Here is a 12,496-nt window from a genome sequence, read left to right as displayed (position 1 = left end):
TCAACGGGCGTCCGTGGCTGAGGAGCTGGCGCGTCCGCTCGCCCGATCGACGCTCGGCGCCACGGCCGCCTGCGCGCGTCGCCCTTCGGCCGCAACTCGGAACCATTCGAGCACCACGAAGAGAATGGCGAACGCGCCCGCCGCGGCGGTCCAGCGGAACACGGTCGCATAGCCGTAGATGTCGACCGCCTCCCCTGCGATGCCGCGTCCGAGTGAACCGATGAGGAAGGTCAGCGACGACAGCAGCGCATATTGGACGGCGGTGAAGCGCTTGCTGACGATGCCCGACAAATAGGCGACGAACGCCGCCCCCGCGATGCCGGTCGAGATGTTCTCGTACGAGATCGCCAGCAGCAGGCGCACCATCCGCTCGTCGAAGCCGAACAACCCGAAGAGTTGCGTCAGGCCGATGGTCCCGGCGACCGCGTCGAGACGCAGCCCACCTTCGGCGAGGTCAGCGTAAACGAAGTTGCCGAATACCGGGAGGATCGCGCCGATCAGCACCGTCGGCAGCCGCCCCAGCCGTGCGAACAGATAGCCGCCGAGCGCGATCCCGATCATCGTCATGAAGATGCCGAACACCTTCGAAGCGAACGCGACCTCGTCCTTCGAATAATGGAGGAAATCGAGGTAGAAGGGGAAGGCAAAGCTCGACCAGATATTGTAGCAGAGCGTGTAGGTGAGGATCAGCCCGATCACGATCAGGACGCCCCAGCCGAGCCGGCCGGCGAGCTCGCTCAAGGGAGCCACCAGCGCGACATAGAGATGGTTCATCGCGGTTCGCCCCGAGGTGTGCGTCGGGTCGGTTTCCGTCAGGACATAGCGCTTCCGGTCGCGCAAATAGTTGCTGACCGAGGCGACGATCAGCGGCACGATCACCGTCGCAAAGATGATCCACGGCGCATAATGTTTGGTGAAATCGGCGACCGACGGCTGCTTCTCGCCCGGCGCGGTGGTCAGCATCGAGACCATGAAATGGCCGATGGTGAAGATCGCCCAGGCCCAGCTCACGCCGACGATTCCGAGCGCTATCCCGCGGGCGCGGGGCTCGAGTGCCCCGGGCTCGGCCAGCTCCTTATGGAGCATGCCGACGTCGGGGCGCGGGGTGTCCGGGGCGCGAAAGGCAATCAGCGCAACGACGCCGACCAGACCGCCCATTAGCAGGTAGACCAGCGACCAGGACATTCGCGCGGCGAGCACTAGCGCAAGTGCGCCCCCGACGATGGAAGCGATGCGATAGCCGAACTGATAAACCGACGAGAGGAGCTCGACCGGCGTCTGCTCGTCGGCGACGTCGATGCGCCAGGCATCGACCGCGACATCCTGCGTGGCCGATGCGAGCGCGGTGATCACCGCAAAAATCGCGAAGGTGCCGATGTTCGTGGCGGGGTTGGTTGCGGCGAGCCCGGCGAACCCGAGGATCATGATTCCCTGGCACATCAGGATCCAGCTCTTGCGCCGGCCGATGCGTTCGAGGACCGGCAGCTTCAGCCGATCGACCAGCGGGGACCACAGGAACTTGAAGCTGTAGCTCAAGCCGATCCACGACAGCACGCCAATCGTCGCGAGGTTGATCTTCGCTTCACCGAGCCAGGCGTTGAGCGTCCCGATCAGCAGCGCGTACGGCAGCCCCGACGAAAAGCCGAAGGCGAGCATGGTCGAGGACTTGCGCGTCTGGAGCGCGGCCTTCAGCAGCCTCCAACCCGTCGGACGTTGTGCTGCGGCCACCGGCATCTTCCCCTGTTGAGGCTCAAGCTTAGCCAGCTTTCACGGCCTGCCTAGCCCCGCGATGAACGGCTCGAAGCCTATTCCTGCTCGCTCACCGCGATGAACAGCTCGAGGCCCTTGGGCGGCTTCACTGTCTGGCCTTGCAGATGCTTGTCGACGCACTGGATCGCCCGGGTCAGCTGCCGCTCGGTGTAGGGCTTGGTCAGGCAGCCGACCGCGATGTCCGCCGCGCCGGGATAGGGATTGCCGGTCGCGAACAGCGTCGGGACGCCCTTCACTTTAGCCGCCTTGGCGAGATGGATGCCGGTCTGCTGCTTGCGCAGACGAACGTCGCTGAGGATCAAATGCACTTCCTCGCGCTCGAGAATCTCGAGTGCTTCGTCGAGGTCGTCGACCGTGGCGACGATGTGATAACCCGCCTCGCCGAGGAAATTCTCATTGTCGAAGGCGGTCAACGGCTCATCCTCGACGATGAGGATCCGCTTGACGATCTGCTTACGCTTCCCGAACAGCATCGATATTCAGCCCCAATGACTTCGCCACCGCAACGAACCAAGCGCGCTTCTGTGCCGCCCCCGCGAAAAGGCGGACGTAACACGTCCGCCCGGCCGCAGGAGCGCACGGACGGGCCGCAAAGAATCGCCAAGCTGCTCGCCCGCGCCGGCATCGCTTCCCGGCGGGAAATCGAGCGCATGATCGCTGAAGGCCGCATTGCACTCAATGGAGAAAAGATCACCACGCCGGCGACCCTGCTCAACGACGTCGCCGGCTTGACGGTCGACGGCCGTCCGGTGCGCCCGGCCAAGGCCAGCCGGCTCTACCGCTTCTACAAGCCGCAGCGCACGCTGACCGCCGCGCATGACCTCAAGGGCCGTCCGACGATTTACGACAAGCTGCCCAGCGGGCTGCCGCGACTGATGCCGGTCGGGCGCCTCGACTTCCTGACCGAGGGTTTGTTGCTGCTCACCAACGACGGCGAGCTGAAGCGCCAGCTCGAGCTGCCGAAGACCGGAGTCGTCCGCACCTATCGCGCCCGCGCCTTCGGCACCGTCAGCCAGGCGCAGCTGGAGCAGTTGGCCGAGGGCATCACTATCGACGGTGTCCATTACGGCTCGATCGACGCCAACCTCGAGCGCCGTACCGGCCGCAATTGCTGGATCGAGATGAGCCTGACCGAAGGCAAGAACCGCGAGGTGCGGCGCGTCCTCGAGCATCTCGGCCTCCAGGTCTCGCGCCTGATCCGCACGGCTTACGGCCCGCTGACGCTGGAAGGGCTAGAGCCGGGACAGATCGACGAGATGGACCGCGGCGAGCTCGAGGCCTTCCGCAACACGCTCAAATGAGGATCATCGCCGGCCACTGGCGCGGGCGGGTCATCGAGGCGCCGGTGGGCCAGGCCACCCGCCCGACCGCCGACCGAGTGCGCGAGACCTTGTTCTCGATGCTGGCGAGCCGCCTCGGCTCGTTCGAGGATTTGCGCGTCGCCGACCTGTTCGCGGGCAGCGGCGCGCTTGGCTTCGAAGCTTTGTCGCGGGGCGCAGCGCAAGCGACCTTCGTCGAAAATGACGTCAAGGCGTCGGCGGCCATCCGCCGCAATGCGGAAAAACTCGGCGCATCGGACCGCGTCCACATCCTCGGCGGCTCGGCGCTGGCCCTGCCCCGCTCCGAGCCGTTCGACCTCATCTTCGCCGATCCGCCGTACGGTCCAGGCGCAGGCAATGTCGTCGTCCAGGCGATCACCAAGGCCGATTGGCTCGCGCCCGGCGGTTGGATGAGCATCGAGACCAGCCGCGCCGACACGGTCGATCCCGGTACCCTGATCGTCGACGCGACCCGCGACGTCGGCCGCGCGCGGCTTACGCTTTTGCGCCGCGCCTAGCCTTCGCCGCTTTCTTTATTTCGTCGACCTCGGTGGTGAGCCGGTCGCCGATCGCCTTGGCCGCGGCTTTGCCGGCGCGCTTGACCGCGTTGCCGCCACGGCCGCGACCGCCGATCCCTTCCTGCGCCAGCGCCGCGAGCGCGGCCGTTGCGGCCGCCGCCACGAGCTCGGCGACCAGCGGGCTCTGCAGCAGCTTGATGAACGCATCGCCGTAATTGTCGCTCGAGCGCCTGCCGCCCGTCCGGCGGTCGACGACCGCCTTCGACTTGGACGCGACCTTTGCTCTCTTCGGCTTTGCGCCCGCTTTGACCGTCGCTTTCTTCGCCATCTCAATCTCCTTTGCGACGCTTAACTCATCGGCTCGTGACCGTATCCACATCTGTTCCCCGGCGAAGGCCGGGGTCCAGGGCGCCGTGAAACAGCGCTTACGCGCTGTCCTGGGCCCCGGCCTGCGCCGGGGAACTGGTGGGTTCGACCTTAGCCAGCACCGTCCCCTCGGTCACCTGCGCGCCGGCGACCGCGTTCAGCTCCGCAACCGTCCCGTCGAACGGCGCCGTCAGCGCGTGCTCCATCTTCATCGCTTCCAGCGTAAGCAAGCGTTGTCCCTTCGCAACCTTTTCGCCATTCGAAACTTCCACCGCAGTTACCTTCCCCGGCATCGGCGCTTCGATCTCGCCGTCGTGCGCGCCGTGCGTGGTGCCGGTGCCGCGAACTTCGTCGACCAAAAACTTGAATGTTGTTCCGAACATGGAAACGTAGATACCGTCGTGTCCTTCCACGACGCTCGCGTATTGCTCAGCAGTTGGCGAGAACTGTGGTTCGAATGACGAACTGATTGCCTTCCCATCGGCCCGCATCCGAACATCGTTGTGCATCGGCGCATTTACTCTGAAGCCTAACGGACCAGTCTGATCGAAGCGTTTGACGAGGGCCTGGGCTGCGACATTTGAGTCGATGCTATCTGGCTCAGTGATCAGTCGATCGAATTCGCCGTGTTCTTCAATGAAGTTGGTATGAACCCTGCCGCGCACGAACGCGGGAGTCTGAAGGAGATTTGCCATAAAACCGGCGTTTTGCTTGACTGGCCAAATCTGCACTTCATTCAGGACCTTGTTTAGAAGAATCCAGGCGAAGTCGCGATCGTCCCTTGGTGAATGTCCTTGGCTGTGAGCGATGATCTTTGCGATCATCGGATCATAAAAAGGCGATACCTCGTCGCCCTCCTCGTATCCGGTGTCGATTCTGACCGGTTCCTCGCGAATAATCCCGCTTTCTCGCCAACCCCGCGCCTCATCGTACCAACCATGACGTCGAGGGGCGTACGGAATACGAAAAAGCTCAAGTGGTCCCACACTCGGCAGAAAGCCTGTCGCTGGGTCCTCGGCGTAGAGCCGCGCTTCGATCGCGTGGCCGGTGATCGTCAACTCGTCCTGCGCCTTCGGAAGCGTCTCGCCCGAGGCGACGCGCAGCTGCCATTCGACCAGGTCCTGGCCGGTGATCTCCTCGGTCACGGGATGCTCGACCTGGAGCCGCGTGTTCATTTCCATGAACCAGATCCGGTCGGGTTTGAGGCCGTCGGACGCGTCGGCGATGAACTCGATGGTGCCGGCGTTTTCGTAATTGACCGCCTGCGCCGCGCGAACCGCAGCGCCGCACACCGCCTCGCGCGTTTCCGCGTCCATCCCCGGCGCGGGGGCTTCCTCGATTACCTTCTGGTGGCGGCGCTGGAGCGAGCAGTCGCGCTCGAACAGGTGGACGACGTTGCCGTGGCTGTCGCCGAACACCTGCACCTCGATGTGGCGCGGGCTTTCGATCCATTTTTCGAGCAGCACAATGTCGTTGCCGAAGCTGGACGCCGCCTCGCGCTTGCAGCTTTCGAGCGCGTCGTCGAAGTCCGCGGCACGATCGACCTTGCGCATGCCCTTGCCGCCGCCGCCCGCGACCGCCTTGATCAGCACGGGATAGCCGATCGCGTCTGCCTCTTTCTTAAGGCGCTTCGGCGACTGGTCCTTGCCGAGATAGCCGGGAGTCACCGGCACGCCTGCCTCTGCCATCAATGTCTTCGCCGCGTCCTTGAGGCCCATCGCGCGAATGCTCGCCGGCTTCGGTCCGACCCAGATCAAGCCTGCGTCGATCACCGCCTGCGCGAAATCGGCGTTCTCGCTGAGAAAGCCGTAGCCCGGATGAATCGCCTCCGCGCCGCTCGCCTTCGCCGCCTCAATGATCCGGTCGCCGACGAGGTAGCTCTCCCGCGCCGGCGACGGCCCAATATGCACCGCCTCGTCCGCCATCCGCACGTGCAGCGCCTTGGCGTCAGCGTCCGAATAAACCGCGACAGTGCGGACTCCGAGCCGTCGCGCCGTGCGGATCACCCGACACGCGATCTCCCCGCGATTGGCGATGAGGAGCGATTTGATCATCGGCTCGCGGGTGCGCGGAGAGGCCAGCGCGCGCTACGCCACAACCGCCAACCGTCGGGCGTGCGTCTCCACACCTGCAGCTCGCCCAGGCGACGGACAGACTCTTTCGGCGCGCCCCTTAAATGTGTCGACCATTGGAGCCGCGCGATGCCGATATCGCCATTGACCGCCACCTCCTCGAACACCGGAACGCTGCTCTCGAGCGTATTCTCGCCCGATCGCTTGCACAGGTTTCCATAGTCCCTGACCATGCCGGCGTAATCTTGAGTTGGACTGTTCGGAAAGGTCAGCAGGAAATCATGATCGAGGCCGGCGAGCGCATCGGTAGGCCGACCGGCCACGCATGCATGCGCTGCGGCGCGGATCGAGCGCTCCAGGAGCTGCGTCTCCGCTTCATCGCGCGTGCCGGCGAACGCCACACTTCCGCTCAGGGCAGCTCCGACAAGTGCAAGCGAGAATGCGAGAAACCTTGCGACTATGATTCTCACATCCGGAACACTCCGAACCTCGGCCATGCGGATCCCCAGCCGCCGCGCGGTTCGAATGGCGCGGCACTCGATCTCGCCCCGGTTGGCGATGAGTAGGGACGTCGTCATGCGCGAATGTTCACGAATGTTCGCACTGACGCGCGCGTTGTGCCGGCGCCCGCCCGCGCATGTGCATACGCATGCGCGGCAGAGCATTTGGATCTGGGCTGACGTGCCTCATGTGGCTGCGCGTAACCGAAGCACCCGGCTGTAGGACAGAGAAAAAAGATCAGTCGTCAGGCAGCCGCCGCAGTGATCAGCGCATGAGGACAAACGAAATCACTCAGCGGGGCAGTCGGCAACGCGCGACGAGAAGGTCAGGTTCATGATCTTCCAGGCTCCGTTGTCGCGGACCAGGTCGAAATGGTCGAAGCCGCAATTGCTGACCTTGCCATTGATGCGAACGACGAAGGGCGCCCACACCATTGCGGCATCGCCATCAATCTCGACCGCCGGGTCGCTGATGGTTTCCTGGAAGCGGCTGTCGGGATTCACTCGTTGAGCGAATTCGGACCAGCTCATTTGGCGGAGCCCGCTGCCGCTCGCCCGTTCACCCGTCGCGGTGACACGACCCTCGGGATAGACCAGCCCCAGCATCGCGGCCGAGTTCCCGGCTTCGAAAGTACCCAACAATTGATGGACAGGGGTCAGGACATTGGCGGTTTGAAAATCGGGCGGCGGAATAGGTTGGGCGGGCGGAAGCTGGCCCGACCCGACTTGCGCGGCCATGAATATCGAAAGGATCAACATGTTGCTTCCTACATCCTGAACACGCCGAACTGCGCTCGCTCGGGGATCGGCGCATTCAGACACGCCGCGAACGCCAAGCCGAGGACGTCGCGGGTTTGCGCCGGGTCGATGATGCCGTCGTCCCACAGTCGGGCGGTCGCGTGCCAGGGGTTACCCTGCGCTTCGTAATCGTCGCGGATCGGCTGCTTGAAGGCTTCGGCCTGCTTGGCCGTCCATTTGTCGGCGTCGCGGTGGACGGTGGCGAGGACGCTCGCCGCCTGTTCGCCGCCCATCACGCTGATGCGCGAATTGGGCCAGGTGAACAGGAAGCGTGGGCTATAAGCGCGGCCAGCCATGCCGTAATTGCCGGCGCCGAAGCTGCCGCCGATCAGCACGGTGATCTTCGGCACGCTTGCGGTCGCGACGGCGGTAACCAGCTTCGCGCCGTGCTTGGCGATGCCCTCGGCCTCATATTTCCCACCGACCATGAAGCCGGAGATGTTCTGGAGGAACAGCAACGGCGTTCGGCGCTGGCAGGCGAGCTCGATGAAATGCGCGCCCTTGACCGCGCTCTCGCTGAACAGCACGCCGTTGTTGGCAAGGATCGCGACCGGCATGCCCCAGATGTGCGCGAAGCCGCACACGAGCGTCGAGCCGTAGAGCGCCTTGAACTCGTGGAACTCGCTGCCGTCAACGATGCGCGCGATGATCTCGTGCACGTCGTAGGGCGCGCGGACGTCCTCGGGGATGATCCCGTAGAGTTCCTCGGCGTCGTACCGCGGGGGGCGTGGCTCTCTCTGCCCAACCTGGGCCCCGGCCTCCGCCGGGGAACAGGTTGAGACGATGTCGCGGACGATGGTGAGCGCGTGCTCGTCATTCTCGGCGAGATGATCGACCACGCCGGATTTGCGCGCGTGCAGGTCCCCGCCGCCGAGCTCTTCGGCGCTGATTTCCTCACCGGTCGCGGCTTTGACCAACGGTGGGCCGGCGAGGAAGATAGTGCCCTGCTCGCGGACGATCACACTCTCGTCGCTCATCGCCGGGACGTAAGCGCCGCCGGCGGTGCAACTGCCCATCACGCAGGCGATCTGTGGAATGCCTTTCGAGGACATCTGCGCCTGGTTGAAGAAGATCCGCCCGAAATGATCGCGGTCGGGGAACACCTCGGCCTGGTGCGGCAGGTTCGCACCGCCGCTGTCGACCAAGTACACGCACGGCAGGCGGTTCTGCTCGGCGATTTCCTGTGCGCGCAAATGCTTCTTGACCGTCAGCGGATAGTAAGTGCCGCCTTTCACGGTCGCGTCGTTGCAGACGATCATCACCTGCCGGCCCGACACGCGGCCGATCCCGGCGATGATTCCCGCGCCCGGCACCTCGCCCTCGTACATGTCGCAGGCGGCGAGCTGGCCGATTTCGAGGAACGGCGAGCCAGGGTCGAGCAGGCGCTCGACGCGGTCGCGGGGGAGAAGCTTGCCGCGCGAGACATGGCGTTCACGGTGTTTCTCAGGCCCGCCCTTCGCGGCTTCCGCGACGTCGGCGCGCAATCGTTCGGCGAGCGCGCGGTTGTGCGCGACCCGCGTGCGGAACTCTTCGCCCTCCGTCGCGATTTTCGTCTCGATCCGCGGTGCGCTCATGCCGTCAGTTCGTCCGTTAGTCGAAAAGCCCTGCCGCTCGCCTAGCTGCTGCTTGCCGCGTTGCAAAGCAGCGCCTTGGAAGGCGGCTCATCGGACTGGGGAAGAGGATTGATGATGAAACAGCCGCTCGTACTGATCTTGTTCGCCGCCGCGGCCCTTGCCGGCTGCCGCTCGCAGCAGGGCGCCGAGACTGCGCAAGGCACCGAGATTGGAATCGAGCCGTCGTGGATGGATACCTCGGTCAAGCCCGGCGACGACTTCAATGCCTATGCCAACGGCCACTGGATCGCGACGCATGCGATGCCGGAAGACCGCGCGGAGATCGGCGCCTCCTACCTGGCCGACCAGTTGCGCGAGAAGAATACCCGCGAGCTGTTCGACGGCATCCTCAAAGCCAATCCCACGAGCGGCAACGACGCGCTCATCGCCAATTACTACAAGGCCTATCTCAACACCGACGCGATCGACCGCGCCGGGCTGTCGCCCGAAAAGGCCGACCTCGACGCAATCGCGGCTATCGCCGACAAGCGCCAGCTGGCGGCGGCGATCGGCGGCACCATTCGCGCCGACACCGATCCCCTGAACGCGAGCAACTTCTTCACCCAGCATCTGTTCGGGGTGTTCATCTCGCAGGGCCTCAACACACCGGGCGAGCAGCTACCCTATCTGATGCAGGGCGGCATCGGCCTGCCGGAGCGTGAATATTACCTCTCCGCCGACCCGAAGATGGCCGAAATCCGCAACAAATATCACGCGTACGTCGCTCAGTTCCTGCAGCTCGCCGGGAATGCCGACCCGCAGGGCACGGCCAACCGGATCATCGATCTCGAAACCAAGATCGCTACCGTCCACGCGACCCGCGAGGAAAGCGACGACTTCGCCAAAGGCGCGACCGTGTGGACGCGCGCCGAGGTCGAACGCAACGCACCGGGGCTCGACTGGGGCGCGCTGCTCGGCGCGGCGCAACTCGGCTCGATCCAGAAGTTCGAGGCCTATCATTCGGGCGCGATTCCCAAGCTCGCCGCGCTCGTCGCGTCCGAGCCGCTGGAGAATTGGAAGGACTGGCTCGCCTTTCACGCTCTGAATGAGCATTCGAGCGCGTTGCCCAAGCCCTTCCGGGATGCGAGCTTCGCTTTCTACGGAACCACGCTGTCCGGGACGCCCAAGCAGCGACCGCGCGATCAGCTCGCACTGAACGCCACCAGCGGCGCGCTGCAGGACGCCGTCGGCAAGGCCTATGTCGACAAATATTTCCCAGCCTCGGCCAAGACCGAAGTCCAGGGCATGGTCGCGGGCATCAAGGCCGCTTTTGCCAAGCGCGTCCAGGCCCTCGATTGGATGGCGCCGGCGACCAAGCAGGAAGCGCTGAAGAAGGTCGAGACGATCGTCGTCGGCGTCGGCTACCCCGACAGCTGGCGCGACTATTCCGCGCTGACGATCAGCCCGACGGACGCATACGCCAACCAGAAGGCCGTCGGGCTGCTCGAGTACCAGCATCAGCTCTCAAAAATCGGCAAACCGCTCGACCGCACGGAGTGGTGGATGCCGCCGCAGCTGGTCAACGCGGTCAATCTGCCCGTGCAGAATGCGCTCAACTTCCCGGCCGCGATCCTGGTGAAGCCCTATTTCGACCCGAAGGCCGACGCCGCTTATAATTACGGCGGGATCGGCGCGACCATCGGCCACGAGATCAGCCACAGCTTCGACAATAACGGGGCGCTGTTCGATTCGACCGGCCGGCTCAGGAACTGGTGGACGCCGCAGGACTTCAAACGCTTCGAACAGGCCGGCAATGCGCTGGTGAAGCAGTATGACGCCTACGAGCCGCTGCCGGGGCTGCACATCAACGGCAAGCTGACGCTGGGCGAGAATATCGCCGACGTCGCCGGCCTCGCTGCTTCCTACGACGCGTACAAGGCGTCGCTCGGCGGCAAGCCGGCGCCGGTCGTCAACGGCCTGACCGGCGACCAGCGCTTCTTCATCGCCTTCGCCCAGTCATGGATCTGCAAGATGCGCGACGAGACGCTGCGCCAGCGGATCGCGACCGACGGCCACTCGCCCGACATGTTCCGCATCCCGACGGTGAGAAACATCGACGCCTGGTACCCGGCGTTCGACGTCCAGCCGGGACAGAAGCTGTACCTGCCCCCCGACCAGCGCGTCAGGGTTTGGGGGTAGTCGGGGCGCATGCTATGCGAGCCTCCGCGACAGGCGGAGGCGGCGATGACCTACTGGGAATTCAAGGGGCGCGAGCTCATCAACTGCACCTGTGAATACGGCTGCAATTGCCAGTTCAACGCGCTCCCCGACAAGGGCCATTGCCACGCAGTCGCGGGAATCCAGATCGACCAGGGCTATCACGGCGATACGCCGCTGGGCGGCTTGAAGATCGCGGCGCTGTTCAAATGGCCGGGGCCGATCCACGAGGGCCACGGGGAGGCGCTGGCCTTCGTCGACGCCGGCGCGGATGAAAAGCAGCGCGAGGCGCTGCTGAAAATCATGACCGGCCAGGACACCGATCCGTTCGCGACGGTGTTCGCGGTGTTCGCCTCGACGATCGAGACGATGCACGAGCCGGTCTTCGCCGACATCGACTTCGAAGTCGACGTCGAAGGGCGCAGCGGCCGCCTCAGCATACCGGGCTATGTCGAAATGAGCGGCGAGCCGATCCGCAACAAGGTCACGGGCAAGGAATCGCGCGCTCAGATCTGCATCCCTGACGGCTTCGAATATGAGGTCGCGGAGATCGGCAGCGCGTCGAGCCGCACGCTCGGCGGGCCGATGCAGATCGAAATCAGCGACAAATATGCGCAGCTCGCGCATCTGCACCTGTCGACCCACGGTGTCATCCACACCGCCTGACTTGAGCAGCGGCGTCCTGCTTCACCAGCGACTGGTCATTGCCGGGGGGCTTGCGCTGCTTGCGGCGCTCGCCTGGTGGTTCCTGATCGACGGTGCCGGCGTAGGCCACACGATGGGCGGCGGGAGCGAGCCGCCGTTCGCGGCCGCGCTGCTCATGTGGTGGCTGATGATGGCGGCCATGATGCTTCCGTCCGCCGCCCCCGCGATCCTCCTCTACGCACGGGTCCGCCAGATGCGTGGCGGCGGCAGCACGATCGCGCAGACCTGGATATTCCTCACCGGCTATCTCGCGCTGTGGCTGCTCTTTTCGCTCGTGGCCGCGAGTGCGGAGCGGCTGCTCACGGGGCCTTCTATGATCATCGCCAACGGCACCGCGCGCGGCGTGCTGTTGGTCGCGGCCGGCATCTATCAGCTGTCGCCGCTCAAGACCGCCTGCCTCGGCGAGTGCCGCTCGCCCGCGCAATTCATCAGCCGCCAATGGCGCCCGGGGTGGCCAGGCGCGCTGCGCCTTGGCCTCCTTCATGGCGCTTATTGCATCGGCTGTTGCTGGGCATTGATGCTGTTGCTGTTCGTCGGCGGAGTCATGAACCTGTTGTGGGTGGTAGCGCTTGCGGCGATCGTCGCCGCGGAGAAGCTGGTCCCGCGCGGCGAGTGGCTGGCACGGCTTACGGGCGTTGCGTTGATCGCCTGGGGCATCGCCGAGCTATTGACCTGAGC

12 protein-coding genes and 1 pseudogene are annotated in these 12,496 nt (G+C 64.9%); 5 read left to right on the top strand and 8 right to left on the bottom strand.

The genetic code is table 11. The features are described from left to right. Both N539_RS16455 and N539_RS0109705 read right to left on the bottom strand, forming a co-directional pair. A complete protein-coding gene (locus tag N539_RS16455) occupies positions 1 to 1,734 on the bottom strand; it encodes an AmpG family muropeptide MFS transporter (RefSeq protein WP_051531704.1) in 1,734 nt (577 codons plus the stop codon). A 71-nt stretch (positions 1,735 to 1,805) separates the two neighbouring features. Then, positions 1,806 to 2,243, bottom strand: coding sequence for a response regulator (locus N539_RS0109705; protein ID WP_028970104.1), 438 nt, complete (start codon positions 2,241 to 2,243; stop codon positions 1,806 to 1,808). 15 nt (positions 2,244 to 2,258) lie between these two features. Between N539_RS0109705 and N539_RS0109700 the strand changes: the two genes are divergently transcribed. Further along, positions 2,259 to 3,071 carry a pseudouridine synthase gene (locus N539_RS0109700; protein WP_028970103.1) on the top strand — a complete coding sequence of 271 codons (813 nt, stop codon included), beginning with the start codon at positions 2,259 to 2,261 and terminating at the stop codon, positions 3,069 to 3,071. Next, positions 3,068 to 3,607: a 16S rRNA (guanine(966)-N(2))-methyltransferase RsmD gene (gene rsmD, locus N539_RS0109695; protein ID WP_028970102.1), complete on the top strand. Its 540-nt coding sequence runs from the start codon at positions 3,068 to 3,070 to the stop codon at positions 3,605 to 3,607. The genes N539_RS0109700 and rsmD overlap by 4 nt, the downstream gene beginning before the upstream one ends. Here the strand turns inward: rsmD and N539_RS0109690 are convergent. The 6 genes and pseudogenes from N539_RS0109690 to N539_RS0109670 form a co-directional block, all read right to left on the bottom strand. After that, complete coding sequence (locus tag N539_RS0109690) at positions 3,585 to 3,935, bottom strand: hypothetical protein (RefSeq protein ID WP_028970101.1); 351 nt, start codon at positions 3,933 to 3,935, stop codon at positions 3,585 to 3,587. The genes rsmD and N539_RS0109690 overlap by 23 nt on opposite strands. Before the next feature lie 97 nt (positions 3,936 to 4,032). After that, entirely contained in the window at positions 4,033 to 6,027 is a 1,995-nt protein-coding gene (locus N539_RS0109685) for an acetyl/propionyl/methylcrotonyl-CoA carboxylase subunit alpha (RefSeq protein WP_028970100.1), read from the bottom strand. Further along, on the bottom strand, positions 6,024 to 6,446 hold the full coding sequence (locus N539_RS18215; protein ID WP_028970099.1) for a nuclear transport factor 2 family protein: 423 nt from the start codon (positions 6,444 to 6,446) through the stop codon (positions 6,024 to 6,026). Before N539_RS18215 ends, N539_RS0109685 begins: the two co-directional genes overlap by 4 nt. A gap of 48 nt (positions 6,447 to 6,494) precedes the next feature. Next, positions 6,495 to 6,623: pseudogene (locus tag N539_RS19185) on the bottom strand (biotin carboxylase N-terminal domain-containing protein); the annotation flags it as partial. 210 nt (positions 6,624 to 6,833) lie between these two features. Then, positions 6,834 to 7,304 carry a nuclear transport factor 2 family protein gene (locus N539_RS0109675; protein ID WP_028970098.1) on the bottom strand — a complete coding sequence of 157 codons (471 nt, stop codon included), beginning with the start codon at positions 7,302 to 7,304 and terminating at the stop codon, positions 6,834 to 6,836. A gap of 8 nt (positions 7,305 to 7,312) precedes the next feature. Next, complete coding sequence (locus N539_RS0109670) at positions 7,313 to 8,917, bottom strand: carboxyl transferase domain-containing protein (protein ID WP_028970097.1); 1,605 nt, start codon at positions 8,915 to 8,917, stop codon at positions 7,313 to 7,315. Between the two features lie 114 nt (positions 8,918 to 9,031). Here N539_RS0109670 and N539_RS0109665 point away from each other — a divergent pair, with 114 nt between their 5' ends. Genes N539_RS0109665 through N539_RS0109655 form a run of 3 tightly spaced genes read left to right on the top strand, consistent with a single transcriptional unit; the run spans position 9,032 to position 12,494 of the window. Continuing rightward, complete coding sequence (locus N539_RS0109665; protein ID WP_231463000.1) at positions 9,032 to 11,095, top strand: M13 family metallopeptidase; 2,064 nt, start codon at positions 9,032 to 9,034, stop codon at positions 11,093 to 11,095. Positions 11,096 to 11,140: 45 nt separating this feature from the next. After that, positions 11,141 to 11,779 (top strand): DUF1326 domain-containing protein, encoded by a 639-nt coding sequence (locus tag N539_RS0109660; protein ID WP_028970095.1) that lies wholly within the window; start codon positions 11,141 to 11,143, stop codon positions 11,777 to 11,779. 1 nt (position 11,780) lies between these two features. Beyond that, positions 11,781 to 12,494 (top strand): DUF2182 domain-containing protein, encoded by a 714-nt coding sequence (locus tag N539_RS0109655; RefSeq protein WP_028970094.1) that lies wholly within the window; start codon positions 11,781 to 11,783, stop codon positions 12,492 to 12,494. Positions 12,495 to 12,496: the final 2 nt, after the last annotated feature.

It is taken from the genome of Sphingomonas sp. URHD0057 (assembly GCF_000620665.1).
GTDB lineage: Bacteria > Pseudomonadota > Alphaproteobacteria > Sphingomonadales > Sphingomonadaceae > Sphingomicrobium.
Note: the sequence above shows the minus strand (reverse complement) of the source record. Positions and strands in the feature narration are given on the sequence as shown.